Here is an 18,632-nt window from a genome sequence, read left to right on the forward strand (position 1 = left end):
TGCCCCCTGTCGAGCGGAACCGTGTGCGCCATCAACCGATCATGACCCGACCGGGCGGTCGCCCGCGCCGGTTCGGTCACCGTGCTCAGCGACATGCCAGCTCCTCCAGCACCCGGGCCAGGGCGATCACCCCGGCGGCGCAGTCGACGTCGTCGGCCGACTCGGCGGGGGAGTGCGACACCCCGGTCGGGTTACGGACGAAGAGCATCGCCGTCGGTACGTGCGCCGCCAGCACCCCCGCGTCGTGGCCCGCGCCGGTGGGCAGCACCGGGGCGTCCAGCAGTCGGGCCAGCCGGTCGGTCAGCCCGTTGTCGAAAGCCACCAGCGGGGTCGCCGACTCCTCGGTCAGGGTGATCTCGGTGCCGTCGCGGCGGGCCCGCTCGACGGCCTTGGTGCGGACCGCCTCGACCAGGCCGGTGAGCGTCTCCGGTTCGGCGGCGCGGGCGTCCAGCCAGCCGGTCACCCGCGACGGGATGGCGTTTGTGGCGTTCGGTTCGACGGCCACCCGGCCGACGGTGGCGTGGGCGTCGCGCAGCCGGGCCTCCTTGTTGGCGGCGAGCACCGTGAAGGCGTACGTGAGCATGGGGTCGCGGCGGTCGGCCATCCGGGTCGTACCGGCGTGGTTGCCCTCGCCGGTGACGTCGAAGCGCCAGCGGCCGTGCGGCCAGATCGCGGTGGCCACCGCGACCGGCGCGTCCTGCTCGACGAGCGCGCGGCCCTGCTCCACGTGCAGTTCCACGAAGGCGCCGAAGCGGCCCAGCAGCGCCGGGACGCCGCCCGCAGGTCGGGCGCCCAACGCCTCGGCAAAGCTCACCCCGGCCGCGTCGCGCAACGCGCCCGCCCGCTCGACGTCGATCTGCCCGGTGAGCAGCCGCGACCCCAGGCAGGGTACGCCGAAGCGAGCCCCCTCCTCCTCGACGAACGCGGCGACGACAAGCGGCCGGCTCGGGGTGACTCCGGCCGCACGCAGTTCGTCCACGGCCAGCCAGGCGCTGACGATGCCGAGCGGCCCGTCGTACGCCCCGCCGTGCGGCACCGAGTCGAAGTGGCTGCCGGTCAACACGGCGTCACCGGCGTCCGGGTCACCCCACCAGGCGAACAGGTTGCCGTTGCCGTCCTCGGTGACCGGCATGCCCCGCTCGTCGGCCTGCGTCCGGAACCACTCCCGTAGCCGCAGCTCCGGCTCGGTGAGGGCGTAGCGCAGGTAGCCGCCGCTGCGCCCGTCGCGGCCGATCGGCGCGATCTCGTCCCACAGCCTGCGGAACCTGTTAAGAAGGGGCCCTTCCTCTACCGTATGCGTTAACAAGGGGCCCTTCCTTACTCCGCCATCGGGATGCGGACGTCGGTGTGCGGGGTGGGGTAGCCGGCGTCGACGTGCCGGATCACTCCCATCGCCGGGTCGTTGGTGAGCACCCGCTCGATCTTCTGCCCGGCCAGCGTGCTGCCGTCGGCCACGCAGACCTGACCTGCGTGGATGGACCGGCCGATACCCACCCCACCACCGTGGTGGATGGACACCCAGGACGCACCGCTGGCGGTGTTGACAAGCGCGTTGAGCAGCGGCCAGTCGGCGATCGCGTCCGAGCCGTCGGCCATCGCCTCGGTCTCCCGGTAGGGGCTGGCGACGCTGCCGCAGTCCAGGTGGTCCCGGCCGATCACCACGGGTGCGCTCAGCTCACCCGAGGCGACCATCTCGTTGAACCGTACGCCCGCCTTGTCGCGTTCGCCGTAGCCGAGCCAGCAGATCCGGGCCGGCAGACCCTGGAAGGCCACCCGCTCGCCGGCCAACCGGATCCACCGCGCGAGGGACTCGTTCTCCGGGAACAGGTCGAGGATGGCCCGGTCGGTGGCGGCGATGTCGGCCGGGTCGCCGGAGAGCGCCGCCCACCGGAACGGTCCCTTGCCCTCGCAGAACAACGGCCGGATGTACGCCGGCACGAAGCCGGGGAAGTCGAAGGCCCGCTCGTACCCGCCGAGGCGGGCCTCGCCCCGGATCGAGTTGCCGTAGTCGAAGACCTCCGCACCGGCGTCGAGGAAGCCCACCATCGCCTCGACGTGCCGGGCCATCGACTCCCGGGCCCGGTCGGTGAACTCGGCCGGCTTGGCCGCCGCGTAGTCCCGCGCGTCGTCCAGCTCCACCCCCACCGGCAGGTACGACAGCGGGTCGTGGGCGCTTGTCTGGTCGGTGACGATGTCGATCGGTACGCCCCGACGCAGCAGTTCGGGGAAGACGGTGGCGGCGTTGCCGACCACGCCGACGCTGAGCGCCCGACGGTCCCGTTTCGCCGCGAGGACCCGCTGCACCGCGTCGTCCAGGTCGTCGGCGACCTCGTCCAGGTAGCGGTCGTGCACCCGGCGGTCCAGCCGGCTGCGGTCGACGTCCACGATCAGGCACACGCCGCCGTTCATGGTCACCGCCAGCGGCTGCGCACCGCCCATCCCGCCGCAGCCGCCGGTCAGGGTCAACGTGCCGGCCAGGGTGTCGTCGAAGCGCTTGGCGGCCACCGCCGCGAACGTCTCGTAGGTGCCCTGGAGGATGCCCTGGGTGCCGATGTAGATCCACGATCCGGCGGTCATCTGGCCGTACATGGTCAGCCCGAGTTGCTCCAGTCGGCGGAACTCCGGCCAGGTGGCCCAGTCACCGACCAGGTTCGAGTTGGCCAGCAGCACCCGGGGCGCCCACTCGTGGGTCCGCATCACCCCGACCGGCCGGCCCGACTGCACAAGCATGGTCTCGTCGTCCCGCAGGTCGGTAAGCGTGCGCACCAGGGCGTGGTAGGACGGCCAGTCCCGCGCCGCCTTCCCGGTGCCGCCGTAGACGACCAGGTCGTCGGGGCGCTCGGCGACCTGCGGGTCGAGGTTGTTCATCAGCATCCGCAGAGCCGCCTCCTGCGGCCAACCACGGGCGGTGCGTTCCGGGCCTCGGGCGGCCCGGACGGGACCGGGGGCTGCGTGGGTCATGGTGTGTCTCCTCCTAACCGAGGAACAACTGGCGACGGGCGGCGGAGGCTTCGAACGCCTCCAACCGCCGCTGGGTCTCGGCCGGGGCGGCGTCGCAGATCGCCTGGAGCAGCACCATGGCCAGGGTCATCGGGGCGGTGTGCAGGTCGAACACGAGCTGGGTGCCGACCGCGGCGGGCAGCACCACATCGGCGAGTTCGGCCGCCGGGCTGACCGGCGAGTCGGTGATCGCGACCACGGTGAGCCCGGCGACGCGCGCCTCGCGCAGCGCGTCCAGGGTCTCCCGGGGGTAGCGGGGCAGCACGAGGGCCAGCAGGGCGCTCGCCCCGGCCTCGGCGGCCTGTTCGATGCGGTCGGTGAGCAGGCTGCCCCCGTCGTCGAGCACCCGCACGTCCGGGTGCACCTTCGCGGCGAAATACGCGAAGTAGGCGGCCAGCGGGGCGGCGGCCCGCAGCCCCAGCACCGGCAGGGGTCGACTGGCGGCCAGGAGTCGACCTGTCTCGGCCAACCGTTCCCGGTCGGTGAGCTGCTCGGCGAGCCGGTCCAGGTTGCCGATCTCGGCGCGTACCGCCTGTTGGAGTTCGTTGCCGGCGGTGGCCGGGCCGGGGGCGGCGGCGGTGAGTTCGCGCAGCCGTCGACGCAGTGCGGGATAGCCGTCGTGGCCCAGCGCGACGGCGAAGCGGGTGACCGACGGCTGGCTGACGCCGGCCAGCTCGGCGACCTCGGCGGCGGAGAGGTAGCCGACGGCGGGGGCGTGCTGCACCAGGCAGTGCGCGATGCGTCGCTGGGTCGGGGTGAGTCGGACGCCGTCGAACAGGCCGACGACCCGTTCGGTCGGCGCGATGGCAGCCCCTTCATTCATTCCGAGATTGTGTGCATAAAAACTTTCACCGGGCAAGTGGTCGATCTCATGGCTCGTCGTTGAGCTGCGACTTCGCCGCGATGGCCCGGCGTGCGGTCACCGGCGGGGCGGCTGAGGTGCGGTGGCTCGGTAGGATCCGCACGGCGATTGAGCAGAGGAGTTGCCATGCAGCCGGACGGTCCCTACCGGTACACCCATCTGCTGGGTGGATCGCCGGTCGGCAAAGCATGGGCGGCCCTCGACCAGCAGGGCCGGTTCGTGACCGTCGCCGTCCTGGACGCCACTGTGGCCGCCGCCCCCGGCTGGCGGGAAGCGTTCGCCGGGATCGTCAACCACCTCGCCCAGACACCCGGCGGAACCCCCTTCGTGTACGCCGACTTCTCGGCGGCCGCCCCGTGGGTCGCGTACGGCCCGGAGGCCGGCCCGGCGGCGGAGAAGTTGTTCCAGGCGCTCGGTGTCGCGTACCAACCCGTGCCCCCCTCCGCCCCACCGGCGGTGTCCCCGCCCGTCTCCGGCGTCCCCCACCCGGTTTCCGGCGTCCCGCAAACCGTCCCCGGTGTGCCGCAGCCGGCATCCGGCGTGCCGCAGTCGGTCTCTGGCCCGCCGCAGCCGGTATCCGGTGTGCCGCAGCCCGTCTCCGGTGCTGCGCAGCCCGCGTCCGGCCCGCCGCAGTATCCGTCCGGTCCGCCGCAAGCGGTGTCCGGTCCGCCGCAGCCGGTGTTCGCGGCGCCACAGCCGGCCGGGCCGGTATCCGCGCAGCCGGTCTACTCGGATCCGGTCTCGGGCGCACCGGCCTCGCCCGGCTTCGGCCCCACCGTCGACGATCCGCTGCGGCACGACCCGTTCAGCTCGCCGGCCCGCCGGATCCAACCGTCGACCTCCCGCAAGCGTCAGGGCGGCCTCTGGATCGCCATCGCCGCCCTCCTGCTGGTGGCCGCCATCGGCGGAGGCGCTGGCATCTGGGCCATCTCGGCGGGCGACACGGACACCCCGCCGGTGGCCACCGCACCGACCGAAACCCCACCCCAGCCCGGGCTCAAGCCCTGGGCGGAGGCCACGCCCCGCAGCCCTGCCGAGCACGCCCTCGCCACGGCCGCGCCGGCCGTGGTGTTCCTTGAGGCCATCTTCACCGGCTACGTCCGGAACAAGCAGGACAACGCCCTGCTGCACCCCGAGCCCTTCACCTTCAGCCGTCGCTGCACCGGCGTCGTGATCAACCGCGACGGGCATCTGCTCACCAACGGCCAGTGCGTGGCGCCCACTGTGGACATCCTGCTCGAACACGCGCTCGGCTCGCTGGCCGACACCCTGGTCGCCGACGGCAAGCTGAAGGCCGGCGAGGTCGGCGGATATGTGCGGGGTCGTCAGGCGAGCAGCGCCTTCACCGGCCCGGATGCGGGCACCGAGCCGGCGGTCATCCTGCACGGACAGCTGAACGTGTCCCAGGGCGACCTCAAGGACGACCCGGCGATCCCGGGCACCGTGCTGCGGACGTTCACCCTGGAGGAGGGCAACCTCGCGCTGGTCAAGCTCGACCGGGCCGACCTTCCGGTCGCCGAACTGAACACCTCCGCCACCATCGCCGCGGGGACGGCGCTGCACGTTCTCGGCTACGCCACCACCGACGCGGAATACCGCTCCGCCACCTACACCGTGCGTTCCGCGCCGGTCGAGGTGACCGAGGTGGACATCGAGTCCTCGGTCTACCGGATCAACGCGGACATCGGGGGGTACTCACGTGGCGGGATCGCGATCGACGCGCAGGGGCGGGTGGTCGGGATGTTGGACAACGACCTGCTGGCGCCCGAACGGCCGAACCGCCTCGTGGTGCCGGTGTCGCGGATGACCAGGCTGCTCGACGCGGCCGGTGTGGCGAACCAGCTCGGCGAGCCGGACCAGACCTACCGCAGCGCTCTGGAGACCTACTTCGGCGGTGACGAGGCGAAGGCGGCCCGGCAGTTCGCCGAGGTCGCGGAGCAGTCCCCGACCAACGCGTTGGCGGCGGCGTACCGCGAGGCGGCCGTCGCCGCCGGGGGCGACACCGCCGAGCGGCGGCCCGGTTGGGCGGTGCCGGTACTCGTCGTCGCAGGCGTCGCCTTCCTGGCCGGGCTCGGGGTGCTGATCTGGTCCCGTCGACGGCCGAACCGGTAGGCGGCCCGGCCGTCGGCGATCCGGTCAGTCCTGCTTGACCGCGATCTCGCACACGTCGAGTACCCGACGCACGGCGCTGTCCCAGGTCAGCGACGACCGGTAGTGGGTGAGCGCACCGAGGCTGAGGTCGGCGTAGCGATCCGGCGCGGCGAGCAGGGCGGCGATCTCGTCGGCGTACTGCTGCGCGGTGGCGTCGACCGGCAGGAGGATCCCGCTGCGGTCATGCTGCACGACGTCCGGTACGCCGTCGACCGCACTGCCCAGCGACGGCAGAGCGTACGCGGCGGCCTCGGCGAACACGATGCCGAACGGCTCGTTGCGGGTCGGTAGCAGGAACAGGTCGGCATCCGCGTAGAGCCGTTGCAGCCGGTTCCGGTCCGCCTCGCGGTCCTGGTGCAGGAAACCGTGGTAGGTGACATGGTCACGTCGCCACGAGTCGTCCGGCGGCCGTACGCCGACCACGTCGAGATGCACCGGGATTCCCCGTCGGTGCAACTCGTCGGCGATCAGCACCGAGCGGTCCACACCCTTGCGTTCCCACTTCACCCCCACGGTCAGCAGCCGTGGTGGGTCGCCGATGCGCGAGCGCGGTCCCGCCTGGGTCGCGGTCAGGTTGGCGCCGAAGCCGATGCGGTGCAGCCGGGACGGGTCGACCCGGTACCGGGCGGCGGCGTCCTCGTACGCGACTGTCGACGACATGACCACTGCCGCCATCTGGCGCAGCGACTCACCCTCGACCGGTTCGACCTGGCCCCGGGTGCGGCCGGAGAGGTGCTGCCAGTGGGGTGCCCGCTCCACCCGCTGGGCGTAGGTGGCGTCGGTCCAGATCACCGCCGGGACGTCACCGGGCTCGACACCGAGGGTGTGCCAACCGAGCAGCAGCAGCAGATCGGCGTTCGCCTGGCGGGCCTGCGCCTGGATCTGCCGGGTCAGATGGCGCACCAGTCGGGGCTCCACCTCCCAGTTCAGCTTGTGTCCCGCCCGCTTGGAGGCCGCCGCGACGAGCTTGCCGGAGCGTACGAGCAGGGGCGACGGTTCATCGAGCACCACATGATCGACGTCCAGGTCGCGCATCGTCCGGACCACGTTGGCCGGGATCCCCGACCAGGTGTGGACGTCGTCGGCGCGTCCCTCGACGGCGGACACAGCGATTCTCATGGCGGGGATTCTGCCGCAGCGCCGTCGATGGTGCGGGCGCGGGCGGTCGCCTCGTTCTAGTCCTCGGGTTTGCCGAGAATCGGTGCCAGTGCCTCGTCGAACAGCGGAGTCAACTTGCGGGCGTACTCGGCCGTGACGTGGTTGCCGTCGCGTCGCACGACGACGCCGCCGACGAAGATCGGGCAGCGACCGGCCTGACAGAACCAGTCCGTGGTGGCGATGTGCCAGGTGCCCTGCCCGCCCCAGACCCGCCGGTCGGCCTCGGCGTACGACCGGTATTCGGCGTCGAGCCGCGACACGCAGTCCTCGGGGGTGGAGACCCGGGTGATGCAGCTCTTCGGATCCTTACCCGACGGTGGCGGTTGCAGGGCGATGACCTTCGCCGCGCTGGCGAGCCACTGCTCCCGGGCGAGGTGGGCGGCCCGTTCCCAGTCCGGCAGCGACGGGCGGCCGCCGACGTCGGCGAACCGTTGGTGGTAGGCGTTGCTCACCACCACCAGATCCGGCCGCCGGTCCTCGATGAACGCCCGTACCGTCCGCCGATGCCCCGGACAGGCTCGGGTGATGCGCTCGATCGGCGAGACGGTGTCGGCGGCGAGGAACGGGCAACCGGCGTACGTCAGATCCTGGACCATCCACCCCGCCGGCTCCAGGGACCGGCGCACCAGCGGCAGCCAGGCGCTGGCGATGGAGTCGCCGACAACCACTGCCAGCCGGCGCGGGCGCGGGCCCGTGACGGCACAGTCGTTGCCGTCCCGGATCGCCGGCCGGCAGCCCTGCCCGTCCCCGTCGGTGAAGCGCAGGCTGCCCAGTTCACCCGGGGGAGGAGTCAGCACCGGCCAGTCGTCGGCGGCCAACGCGGTGGCGATCTGCGCCGTCAGCTCGTCCTGAGAGGTGATCGCCACGGTCTCCGGCGGCTGCGGCGCAGGCGGGCGGGTCGCCGTCACCACGACCGCGGCCACCAGGCTGAGCACCGCCACCGGCGCGGCCCACCGACGAACCACCGTCGCCCTGGTCCGCCGGGTGGGCGTCCCCGGCTGCCGCCGTTCCAGCCAGGCCGACCGACGAACCGGATCCTCCACGAAGTGGTACGAGAGCACCGAGAGCAGGACCGTGCCGCCGAGCGTGAGGACCGCGACGGCCGTCGGGCCTGCGGGGATCACCGCGCCGATCAGGATGAGCAGCGGGAAGTGCCACAGGTAGAGCGAGTAGGAGATGTCGCCGACGTACCGGACCACCCGGTTGGTCAGCGGGAACATCAGCCGCTGCCCGCCGACACCCCCGGCGATGACCAGCCCGGTCGAGATCACCGCCAGCAGGGCACCGGGCACCGGGAAGGGCGACTCGGCGGTGATGGCGAGCACCGAGACGACCAGACCGGCCAGCCCCAGCCACTGGTACGCCGGACGGGCCGGCGCCGGTATCCGGGCCAACAGCGGTGCCAGCACCGCGAGTAGCGCGCCGACGCCCAGTTCCCAGGCCCGGGAGAAGGTCGAGAAGTACGCCACCGTCGGGCGATGCTCGACCTCCCAGAGCGCGAACAGCACCGAGCCCAGCACGACCGCACCGAGCACCGGACCCGTCACCCACCGGGCACTGCTGCCGTACCGGCCCCGGCGGGCGGCCAGGCCCAGCACCACCACCAGCAGCACCGGCCAGACGAGGTAGAACTGCTCCTCGACCGCCAGCGACCAGTAGTGCCGCAGCGGCGAGACCGGCCCGTCGGTCTGCCAGTAGTCCGTGCCGGTGGAGGCGAACCGCCAGTTGGCGGCGAACAGGGCGGACCAGATGGTGTCCCAGGCCGTCGACCTGACCCGGTCGCCGATGAACAGCAGCGACGAGGCGAGGAAGGTGCACCCGAGAACCAGCATCGCCAGCGGCAGGATGCGGCGTGCCCGTCGACGGTAGAAGTTCGCGAAGGAGATCCGACCGACGCGGTCGTGCTCGTCGAGCAGGAGGCTGGTGATCAGGAAGCCGGAGATCACGAAGAAGACGTCGACGCCGACGAACCCGCCGGCGGGCCGGCCGAGGACGTGTTCGAGGATCACCACCACTACCGCGAAGGCCCGTAACCCCTGAATGTCCGGACGGAACCGGGGCCGTGCAGCGGTGGGTTGCCGGGCGACGAAAGGTTCGCCCGGCACCGTACGCAAGGACGTGGCCCGGTCAGTCTCGCGCATCAGGTGTGGCATGGCCGATGGGCGGTCGAGCGGCGGTCCGGCGCAGCCGGGCCAGCGGTCCCGGCCGGTCGGCACCGGCTGCCGAGGCGGCAACCGGAGCGGAATCCGTCGCCCCTGACGTGGACGTGATCAGGACCATCACGACGAAGATCCAGGTCAAGCCGTCGACAGAGAGCGGGTTCCAGACCACCTCGGTGAACGAGTAGACGACGAAGAGCGCCACCGGGGCCTTGGCGGTGAACGCCCGGCCGTCGGCGACCGGCGCGCGCAGCAGGGCGGCCAGCAGGAAGGTCAACAGCGCCAGGCCGACGAAACCACCGGAGAAGATCGCCAGTACGTAACCGGAGTGGAAGAAGTGGTACGGCGCTTCGCCGATGTCCCGCAGGTAGTACCACTTCGAGACGCCGACGCCGGTGGCCTCCGACCCGGCGATGTACTCCCGCACGTGGACCCAGATGTTGCCCCGGTTGCTCAGGGTGGTGCGGGACGCGCTCCAGGTCAGATACGTCGCCGTTGCGGCGGCCCCGACGACAAGCGCCGTGCAGAGGGCGAGGTTGATGTGCGGGTACGGCCGCCGCCGTTGCAGCAGCACGGCACCCAGCACCCACACGCCCGCCGCGGCGAGCGCGAGATAGCTGGTCCGGGACCCGGTGGCGACGATGATCAGCAGACCGAACGCCAGCACCGCCACCCGCTCCGCCCCACGTAGCGCGCAGGCGGCGGCGACCACGGTGAACGAGGCGATCAGGGCGACGTAGTTCTCGGAGTTGTAGAAGCTCTTGAACAATGCCCCCGCGACCGAGCACTTCTCCAACTGCCCGCCGGTGCAGGCCCGCCACGCCTGCCCGTAGACGGCGGTCGGGATGGTCAGCACCGACAGGACGGCCAGCCCGGCGTACGCCATCGCGCGCAGGCTCACCGTGGTGCCGGCCGCCATCAGCCAGGCCGCGACCAGGAGCAGCCCTGCGGTGGCGTACGCCGGCATCCTCGACCCGTACACGCCGTCACCGGAGAGGAGATCCACGCCCAGGCACCAGACGAGCAGTGCCGCGGCCAGCCCCAGGCAGATCCGCCGCCAGAACTCGGGCAGCGCCCACAGCCGTCGCCGGCCCACGGCCACCAGCCAGCCGACAAGCGCGAGCACCAGCAGGCCGATGAGCGCCGACGAGTGCTCACCGGCGATCGCGGGCGCGGCGTTCGCCAGCACCACGAACCCGAGGAACGCGACGGCGTTCGCGCCGCTGCCGAAGGCGGCCACGACGGCCCGACGCGCGTGGACCAGCCAACCGGCCGCCACGAGGCCACCCGCGCTGAGCAGGACGGCGAAGAGTGTGGTCACCTCAGACCCTTTCCATGGAATGCGGCGAAGGAGGTGCGCCGGCCCGGTCGCGGCGGACGGCGGCGGCGAGACAACCCCAGAGCAGTACGGCGAGCAGCGCGTCGCAGACCAGGCTGGACACCACCGCACCCTGCCACCCGTAGACCGGGATGAGCCACAGGTTCAGCAGCGCGTTGAGCACGCCGATGCCGATCTGACAGATCGTCCGCCGGCCCTGCATCCGCGCCCCGGAGAGCGCGTCGGCGGCAAGGTAGTGCAGCGACTTCAGCACCAGCAGTGCGCTCAGCCCCTGGAGTGCCGGAATGGCCGCCTCGAAGTCGGGCCCGAAGACCAGCGGCATCATCCAGGCGAACGCGACGAGCAGCAGACTCACCGGCACGCTGAAGGCCAGGAAGCGCGGCACCAGCCGACGGGCCATCCGCAGCGCTTCCCGGGGGCCGTTGCGCCCCGCCTCGAAGAACCCGGGGTAGGCCACCGCGCCCATGGTCCGGGCGGGGGTGTACGCGAGATCGACCACCCGGTAGGCGGCGGCGTAGATCGCGGCGCTCTCCGGGGTGCCCAGGCGGGACAGCATGACCTTGTCGCTGTCGTTGTACACCGACTGGGCCGAGAGACCGACCGCGAACAACATCCCGGTGCGGGCCTGCCGCAACGCACCGCCGACGCCCAGGGACGCGACGGCGGCGCCACTGAGCCCGGCCAGGAGCACCGGCAGGCACACGACCACGGAGATCACCACGGACGTGGTGGCCCAGCCGCGCAGCGTGACCGGCTCGTCCGAGAGGGCCAGCACCGCTGCTCCGGCCAGCCGACAGACATGCAGCAGGGCGGGAATGAGGGCAGCCAGCATGATCCGGCCACGGACATGGAACGAGGCGGCCACGGCTTCGATGAGCCGCCAGGCGACCAGATCGGCGAAGGCGAGACAGAGCAGGTCGACCAGGCCGATCTGCGCGCCCCAGATCGCCAGGCCGGCGGCGCTTACCAACACGGTGGCCGCCCCGCCGAAGACCGTCGACAGGAACAGGCCACGGCACAGGTGGCGGGGCCAGTCGGCCGGCGAGTCGGCGTAGTTCTGGATGATCAGGCTCGGCGCGCCGGCCGACGCGAAGGGCGACACCACCGCGATGAGGGCCGTGACACCGACGAACAGGCCGTAGGTGTCGATCGGCATTTCCCGGGCCAGCAACACGAACAGCACGCCCTGGGCGAGGGTACGCAGCAGGTTGCCGGTGAAGAACTTGCCGAACTTGCGCAGGAAGCTCTCACCGTGACCGGCCGTCACCTCAGGGCCTCCACCCATCGGCGGCCCACCTCGGCCGGATCCAGTGCCGCGCGTCGGTTGTGCCACGCCTTCTCGAAGTCCGTGACGGTGGGCCGCTGGTCGCCGGTCAGGCGTACGACCGCGTCGGCGAGCGCGGCCGGTGAGGTGTCCCGGGCCAGGATGCCCGGCACGAACGTCGGGATCATCTCGTCCACGGCCGGCACCGGCAGGGCGGCAACGGGCAGCCCGGCCTCGGCGGCCTCCAGGAGGCTGAACCCGAACGTCTCGGCCCGGGACGGGTGCAGCAGCACGTCCGCCTCCGCGAGCAGCCCCGCCACCTGCGGCACCCGACCCAGGAAGGTGGTGCGCCCGGCCAACCCGAGCGCGGACGCCCGCTCGTGCAGGAGTTCACGCTCCGCGCCGTCGCCGGCGAGGGTCAGGTGGTAGTGCGCGGGTAGCAGCGCCAGGGCTTCGAGCGCGCCGACGTGGTTCTTGATCGGGCGGAACGCGCCGGCGGTGACGAGCGTGATCCGCTCGCGGTCGGCGACCTCGCGGGGCGGCACGAACGGCTTGGGCGGCAGCACGTTCGGAATGGTCAGCACCGACTGCCCCGGGGCGAGTTGCCGTACGGTGCGCGCCACCCCGTCGGAGACGGCGACCACCAGCTGCGGCCGTAGTCCGTTGGTCCGGGCCAGCCGGGCGAGCGTGCGGACCCGGCGATCGAAGCGCAACCGTTCCGGCAGCAGCGAATGTTCCCAGCCGACGAAGCGGCGACCGGAACCGGCCAGGGCGGCACCGGCCGGCAGGCTGGCCCACAGGCCGCTCGCCACGATCCGGACGTCCGCCGGCAGGTTCCGCAGCCGACGCCGCAACGGCGGGACCGCCTCCAGCAGGCGGGTGATCCGGGTACCCAGCCCGAGGGTGTCGACTGTCAGATCGTCCAGGCCGGGCGGGATCGAGCGGGACAGCACGGTCGCCGAGACCTCGACGCCCTGCTCCTGCAAGGCCCGCATGAGCAGCACGGCGGCACGTTCCATGCCGTAGAGCGGCTCCAGCTGGGCCAGCACGAAGTGCACGCGCATCAACGGGTCCCGTCGGCCTGGAGTGGGTCGCCGCCACCCGTGGTCCGCGAACCGCGCATCGCCACCCGCTCCAGCGCCGACCGGGGCACCAGCCCGAGCGCCGCGAGGACGGCGTTGCGGGCCGACGGGGGACGGTTGCGGCGGATGGCGCGCACCATCTCGCGTACGCCCTCGCGGTCGCGGGCCTGCACCGCGTAGCGCAGGGTCTGGGCGGCGATGAAGTCGGAGAACGTCTCCGGTGCCCACACCCCCTCCCAGCGTTGCGCCCAGTCCCAGGAGGTACGCCAGTCCGCGCTGGCCGAGATCGATCCCGGGCTGCCCACCGTGTAGATGGCGGTGGCCTCCTCGATCTGCACGATCTTCGCTCGCGGGATCCGGGCGGCCCGGACGAGCCAGTCCCAGTCCTGGTGCCGGGGCAGCGTCTCGTCCCACGGGCACTGTCGCGCCAGGTCGGCGGTGGTCAGCAGCGTCGAGGTGGGCAGCGACTGGCGACCGACCCCGAGGTGCCGGCGACGGAAGAGATAGTCCTCCGGCAGCGCGCCGTCGGCGATCAGCGTGGTCGGTACGGCGGTCGGTAGCGGGCTGCTCCCCGCCTTGCGTTGCAGCGTGCGGGAGGACACCACGGGCAGCCAGCCCTCGCCGGCCAGCCGTTCCAGCACCGGCAGTTGGGCCACGAGCTTGTGCGGCAGCCAGGCGTCGTCGTCGTCCAGGAAGGCGATGTGGCTGCCGGGCGCGGCGTGCCGGACCCCGAGGTTGCGCGCGTACGAGCCCCGCCGGCCGCCGCCGGTGCAGACGATCTCGTCGATCTGGTCGCGCAGGTCTGTCACGCCGGTCGGCACCTCGGCCAGGTCGCAGACCACCACCAGATGTACGGACACACCCTGCTGGGCGCGGGCCGTGGCGACCGCCTCCGCGAGACTGGGGCGACCCGTCGTCGGGATGACCACCGAAACGTCCGGCATCGGATTCTCCAAGAATTGGGCTGGGCGCCACCATGCCGAGTGGCGGCGCGTACGGCGAGGACCGTCGATGCGCATGTCCCGAAGCCGATCGGAGCGGAGCCTACCGCCCACCCGAATCCGGGCGCTGACCGGTCGATCAGCGGCCACCACCGCGGAACACCTCGGCCACGGTTCGCAGCAGCACCTTGGCGTCCAGCCACAGTGACCAGTTCTCGATGTAGTAGTTGTCGAACCGGGCCCGGTCGGAGATCGGGGTGTCCCCGCGCAAGCCACTGACCTGGGCCAACCCGGTGAGCCCGACCGGCACCCGGTGACGCATGGCGTAGCTCGGGTACTCGGCGGAGAACTTCTCGACGAAGTACGGCCGCTCGGGCCGCGGCCCGACGACGCTCATGTCGCCCTTGAGGATGTTCCACAGCTGCGGCAGCTCGTCCAGGGAGGTGCGCCGCAGGAAACGACCGATGGGCGAGACCCGCCGGTCGTGCGCGATCGACCAGTTCGTCTGGGATTCGTGCTCGTTGAGCGGCCGCATGGTGCGGAACTTGATGATGTCGAAGGGCTTGCCGTGTCGACCGATGCGTTCCTGGCGGAAGAAGATCCCCCGGCCACCGTCGAGGAACGCCAGCCCCGCGCTGAGCAGCAGAATCGGGCTGAGCAGCAGCAACGCCGTCGCAGCGAAGATCACGTCCGAGGTGCGTTTGAGTGCCCAGTGCGGCCCCGACAGCGTCGTGTCACCGACCTTGACGATCGGGATGGCGCCGATGTGGTCGCCGTGCGACCGGGACCCCCAGAGCCGGGGTGCCGCCCACAGGTCGCAGGTGGCGACCTTCGGGTGGCGGAGGATCTCCATCAGCACCAGTTCGGGGCACTCCGGGTCGGCGATGATCAGCACGTCGCACTCGGTCAGCCGGACCAGGTATTCGAGTTGGTCGAGCGTCCCGATCAGGGGCGTGGTGGACGTGGCCGTCGCCGAGGGGCTGTCGACGTGGCCGACGAACCGCAGCCCGTACCGGGGATAGCGGCGCAGGAGTCGGGCCAGCTCCACGGCGGTCGGGCCGCTGCCGATGACGATGGCGTTGTGTTCCACCCACCGCTGCCGGCGGGCCAGCGTGGCGATCTCCCGGGTGAGCAGGCGACCGGCGAGCACCAGGACGGCGGCCACCGCTATGCCGCGGATGAACTCGACGAGGTATTCCGGGGAGTCGTGGCGCAGCGCGGCGATGATGACGACGATCGCCGCGGCGGCCAGCAACCGGCCGCAGAGGCTCGGGATCTCATCGAGGATGCTCACGTGCCGGCGGGCCTGGTAGAGCCCGCCGGCGGCGAAGATGGCCACGGTCAGGGCGGTCATGACCAGGGTGCCGCGCCAGTACTGCTGGTCGATCAGCAGTGGCGACAACAGCGCGGCGACGTCGACCGGTGCGGTCAACATCCAGGCGCGCAGGCCCCGGGTGCGGGTCGAGGTGCGGGAGCCGGGGTAGGGAAGTACCGCCGTCGCGTCCAGGCCGGGGCGCGCGGTGTCGCCGTTCTCCGCCGGTGTCGATCCCGCATCGGCCGCGGTGCCCTCGTGCGGAGGGTCCCCGTCGTCGTCCGTTTCCGTCGACTCCGATCGGTGCCCCAGGCGGGGTGACCCCTCCTCACCGGGTGCGATGGTGGCCGGGAAACCCATGACAGGTTGCCTCGACATGTGTGGATCCTCCCCCGTGGAGTGACATCCGTTGACGCCTGAGAAGCCACCGGAGCGAACGCAGGATACGGCGGCTCCGGCGACAGCCGCCAGAGCCGCCGGAACAATTCATGCCCTATTTGCCTAGGTTGAGAATTTCTTTGACCGAGTCCCGCCGAACTGCGTCGTAGAAGTTCGCCGCTTTGTCCGAATCGTCGAATACCACGCTCTCGCTGCCGACCCGTCCGGTGCCCTTTGTCGGATTGGTCATGAAGGTCAGATCGTTGCCGCGCAGGCCTCGCAGGTCCATTGCCATGTCGACAAGGGACATGTCCTTGTCGACGGATACGGCGCTGGAGGTGGCGCGGACGAAGGAATTGAGATTGCTGGGATTTGTCAAAATCCCACCTGATGCGGCTTTGTCCAGAATTGCCTTGATGACCTGCTGCTGATGCTTGATCCGGGTGAAGTCACCGTCGGCGAACTGCTTGCGTTGGCGGGAGAAATCCAGCGCGGTCGCCCCGTCCATTCGCTGTCTGCCCTGCTCGAAGGTGCGGAAGGGTGGGTGGATCGAGGTGAACTTCTTCTCCGAGTTGACCTCGATGCCGCCGAGAGCGTCGATGATCTCGGTGAATCCGGCGAAGTCGACCATCAGCACATGGTCGATCCGAACCTTTGTGTACTGCTCCACGGTCTGCACCATCAGCGGTAGGCCACCCCAGGCGTACGCGGCGTTGATCTTCGCGTCGCGACCGCCACGCCCCTCCTTGGTGCGCGGGATCGAAACCCAGGTGTCCCGGGGAATGGAGACGAGTTGCGCCCCGGAACGGTCCTTCGGCACGTGCGCCAGGATGATGGTGTCCGCGCGGGAACCGCCGGTGCTCTCCGGATCGCGCGAGTCGCTACCGAGGATCAGCATGTTCAAGGCGCCCGCTTCGACGACCTCGGGCCGGGTCTCCTCGGGTATGCCGTCGAACGCGTCGAGCCGCTCGATGTCCGACTCGACCGACTTGAGATAGAAACCGGCGGCCACCACTGCGCCGACCCCGACCAGTGCCAACACCAGCACGCTGATCAGCGTGATCCGCAGCCACCGTCGGCGCGGCTTCCTCGCCGTGGGGTCTGCCGCATTCTCCGACCCGTCGGTGTCCCCCGCCGGCAGTGTCTGCTCCGGGACGACCGTCCCGGCCTGCTCTCCACTCGACATGGGCGCGATGCTACTGAACCTGACGTATGCGGGCTGCCCCGGCGGGTCGGGAATAGCGCCGAGCGTCGGTCATCGTGTTACCCCGATGTTTCGGTCCGTCTGGTACAACCCACAAGTGGATGCCGTCAAGCTGCGTCGGGCCATCGCCCGGACCCGTCTCGCCCCCGTTGCCGCCTTTCCGAAGCGGCTGGTCACGGTGGCCCGTCACGACGCCAAGGTGCTGCGCACCTCGGCCCGATGGCTGCTCGCCTCCCGCGAACACCACAACTACACGTACGAGCTGACCAAGCTCAGCCGCAGCCACCTGGCCTGGTTCGTGAGCGTGGTGTGTGACCTGCCGGTCGCGCATGTCCGCGGGTACCTGGACGAGATCGAGTCGGACGACGCGCTGCGCCAGCACATCGCCTCCACCATCGGCAGCGCCGCGCGCCGTGGCCTGGCCGACAAGCAGGTCCGGTACGCCCGGCGCATCGGGTGGTACGCCATCGTGCGCGCCCGCCGACCCGCGCACATCGTGGAGACCGGTGTGGACAAGGGGTTGGGCAGTTGCGTCCTGGCCGCAGCCCTGTTGCGCAACGCCGCCGAGGGCCACCCCGGTCGGGTCAGTTCCATCGACATCAACCCCGAGGCCGGCTATCTCGCCCGCGTCGCGCCCTGGTCCGAGGTGATCGACCTGGTCATCGGTGACTCGGTCGAGTCGATAAGCGCGTTGGACCAGCCGGTCGACCTGTTCCTGCACGACAGCGACCACAGCCGGGCGTACGAGAAGCGCGAGTTCGAGGCCGTCGAGCCGAAACTGGCCCCCGGGGCGATGCTGCTCACCGACAACGTCACCCACACCAACGTGCTGGCCCGGCACGCCGAGCGCACCGGCCGGAAGTTCCTCGCCTACCGGGAGACCCCGGCGAACCACTGGTACCCCGGGGACGGCATCGGCGTGGCATGGTGACCGGGTGCGGCTCAGTGAGATCAACACGTACCCGGTCAAGGGTTGTCGCGGCCTGACCCACGACGAGTCCGAGGTGCGGCCGTGGGGGCTCGACGGCGACCGGCGGTGGATGCTCGTCGACGCCGACGGTGTCGGAGTGACCCAGCGGGACACCACCGCGCTGGTCCGGGTGCACGCCCACCCCGAAGCCGGCGGCCTGCGGCTGAGCGCCGCCGGTCACCCGGACCTGCTGGTCCCGGAGCCGGTCGGCGTCCCCCCGGTGCAGGTGCGCACCTTCCGCCGCCGGGTGCTGCTGGTCGACGCGTTGCCCGCCGGCCCGACCGCCGACGCCTGGCTCGGCCAGGTGCTCGACCGGCCGGTCCGCCTGGTCTGGCTCGCCGAGCCGGCCCGGCACATCGAACCGGGCCGAAAGAAGCACGACCCGGGCGACCGGGTCAGCTTCGCCGACGCGTACCCGGTGCTGCTGACCAGCACCGCGTCGCTGGCCGCCCTGGGCGACTGGCTCACCGAGGCCGGCGCGGACCCGGTCCCGATGGCCCGGTTCCGGCCCAACCTGGTCGTCGACGGGGCACCCGCCTGGACGGAGGACGGCTGGGAAGGGCGGGAACTGCGGATCGGCGACGTCGCGTTCCGGGCCGCCGGCTCGTCGGCCCGCTGCCTGGTCACCACCACCGACCAGGAGACGGGGGTACGCGGCCGGGAGCCGCTGCGCACCCTCGCGCGGCACCGCAACATCGACCGTCAGCTGCTGTTCGGGCTGAACCTCGTGCCGCTGGAATCCGGCCGGATCAGCGTCGGCGACCCCGTCTTAGCTTTCGCTTAGGTCGCTTGTCCGGTATGGCCGTCGTCGG

14 protein-coding genes are annotated in these 18,632 nt (G+C 71.4%); 3 read left to right on the forward strand and 11 right to left on the reverse strand.

The genetic code is table 11. The annotated features are described in order from the left end of the window. Positions 1 to 85: 85 nt before the first annotated feature. From VAB18032_RS05850 to VAB18032_RS05860, 3 genes are read right to left on the reverse strand one after another with little or no spacing between them, the layout of a single operon-like run. On the reverse strand, positions 86 to 1,306 hold the full coding sequence (locus VAB18032_RS05850) for an allantoate amidohydrolase (protein ID WP_013731872.1): 1,221 nt from the start codon (positions 1,304 to 1,306) through the stop codon (positions 86 to 88). Positions 1,307 to 1,317: 11 nt separating this feature from the next. Next, positions 1,318 to 2,961 carry a urocanate hydratase gene (hutU, locus tag VAB18032_RS05855; RefSeq protein WP_013731873.1) on the reverse strand — a complete coding sequence of 548 codons (1,644 nt, stop codon included), beginning with the start codon at positions 2,959 to 2,961 and terminating at the stop codon, positions 1,318 to 1,320. Between the two features lie 13 nt (positions 2,962 to 2,974). Further along, on the reverse strand, positions 2,975 to 3,823 hold the full coding sequence (locus VAB18032_RS05860; protein WP_013731874.1) for a MurR/RpiR family transcriptional regulator: 849 nt from the start codon (positions 3,821 to 3,823) through the stop codon (positions 2,975 to 2,977). 165 nt (positions 3,824 to 3,988) lie between these two features. Here VAB18032_RS05860 and VAB18032_RS29940 point away from each other — a divergent pair, with 165 nt between their 5' ends. Then, positions 3,989 to 5,974, forward strand: a complete 1,986-nt coding sequence (locus tag VAB18032_RS29940; RefSeq protein WP_013731875.1) for a S1 family peptidase — start codon at positions 3,989 to 3,991, stop codon at positions 5,972 to 5,974. 24 nt (positions 5,975 to 5,998) lie between these two features. Here VAB18032_RS29940 and VAB18032_RS29945 read toward each other — a convergent pair whose 3' ends face one another. From VAB18032_RS29945 to VAB18032_RS05905, 8 genes are all read right to left on the reverse strand, one after another. After that, the gene (locus VAB18032_RS29945) at positions 5,999 to 7,132 is read right to left on the reverse strand and encodes a glycosyltransferase family 4 protein (RefSeq protein ID WP_081476031.1); all 1,134 of its coding nucleotides are present in this window, start codon (positions 7,130 to 7,132) and stop codon (positions 5,999 to 6,001) included. A gap of 56 nt (positions 7,133 to 7,188) precedes the next feature. Further along, positions 7,189 to 9,312, reverse strand: coding sequence for an acyltransferase family protein (locus VAB18032_RS05875; protein ID WP_158309490.1), 2,124 nt, complete (start codon positions 9,310 to 9,312; stop codon positions 7,189 to 7,191). Next, positions 9,299 to 10,651 carry an O-antigen ligase family protein gene (locus VAB18032_RS05880; protein WP_013731878.1) on the reverse strand — a complete coding sequence of 451 codons (1,353 nt, stop codon included), beginning with the start codon at positions 10,649 to 10,651 and terminating at the stop codon, positions 9,299 to 9,301. The genes VAB18032_RS05875 and VAB18032_RS05880 overlap by 14 nt, the downstream gene beginning before the upstream one ends. Position 10,652: 1 nt before the next feature. Continuing rightward, positions 10,653 to 11,954 (reverse strand): lipopolysaccharide biosynthesis protein, encoded by a 1,302-nt coding sequence (locus VAB18032_RS05885; protein WP_081476032.1) that lies wholly within the window; start codon positions 11,952 to 11,954, stop codon positions 10,653 to 10,655. Beyond that, positions 11,933 to 12,997 (reverse strand): glycosyltransferase, encoded by a 1,065-nt coding sequence (locus VAB18032_RS31515; protein ID WP_013731880.1) that lies wholly within the window; start codon positions 12,995 to 12,997, stop codon positions 11,933 to 11,935. Before VAB18032_RS31515 ends, VAB18032_RS05885 begins: the two co-directional genes overlap by 22 nt. Beyond that, on the reverse strand, positions 12,997 to 13,959 hold the full coding sequence (locus tag VAB18032_RS31520; protein ID WP_013731881.1) for a glycosyltransferase family 2 protein: 963 nt from the start codon (positions 13,957 to 13,959) through the stop codon (positions 12,997 to 12,999). The genes VAB18032_RS31515 and VAB18032_RS31520 overlap by 1 nt, the downstream gene beginning before the upstream one ends. A 136-nt stretch (positions 13,960 to 14,095) precedes the next feature. After that, a complete protein-coding gene (locus VAB18032_RS05900; protein WP_232510674.1) occupies positions 14,096 to 15,646 on the reverse strand; it encodes a sugar transferase in 1,551 nt (516 codons plus the stop codon). 115 nt (positions 15,647 to 15,761) lie between these two features. Then, the gene (locus tag VAB18032_RS05905; protein WP_232510677.1) at positions 15,762 to 16,694 is read right to left on the reverse strand and encodes an LCP family protein; all 933 of its coding nucleotides are present in this window, start codon (positions 16,692 to 16,694) and stop codon (positions 15,762 to 15,764) included. 253 nt (positions 16,695 to 16,947) lie between these two features. On the opposite strand from VAB18032_RS05905, the gene VAB18032_RS05910 reads away from it, so the two are divergent. Both VAB18032_RS05910 and VAB18032_RS05915 read left to right on the forward strand, forming a co-directional pair. Next, entirely contained in the window at positions 16,948 to 17,781 is an 834-nt protein-coding gene (locus VAB18032_RS05910) for an O-methyltransferase (protein ID WP_013731884.1), read from the forward strand. 4 nt (positions 17,782 to 17,785) lie between these two features. Further along, positions 17,786 to 18,604 (forward strand): MOSC domain-containing protein, encoded by an 819-nt coding sequence (locus tag VAB18032_RS05915; protein WP_013731885.1) that lies wholly within the window; start codon positions 17,786 to 17,788, stop codon positions 18,602 to 18,604. Positions 18,605 to 18,632: the final 28 nt, after the last annotated feature.

Origin of the sequence: Micromonospora maris AB-18-032 (genome assembly GCF_000204155.1) — a bacterium.
In the GTDB taxonomy this organism is placed as follows: Bacteria; Actinomycetota; Actinomycetes; order Mycobacteriales; family Micromonosporaceae; genus Micromonospora; species Micromonospora gifhornensis.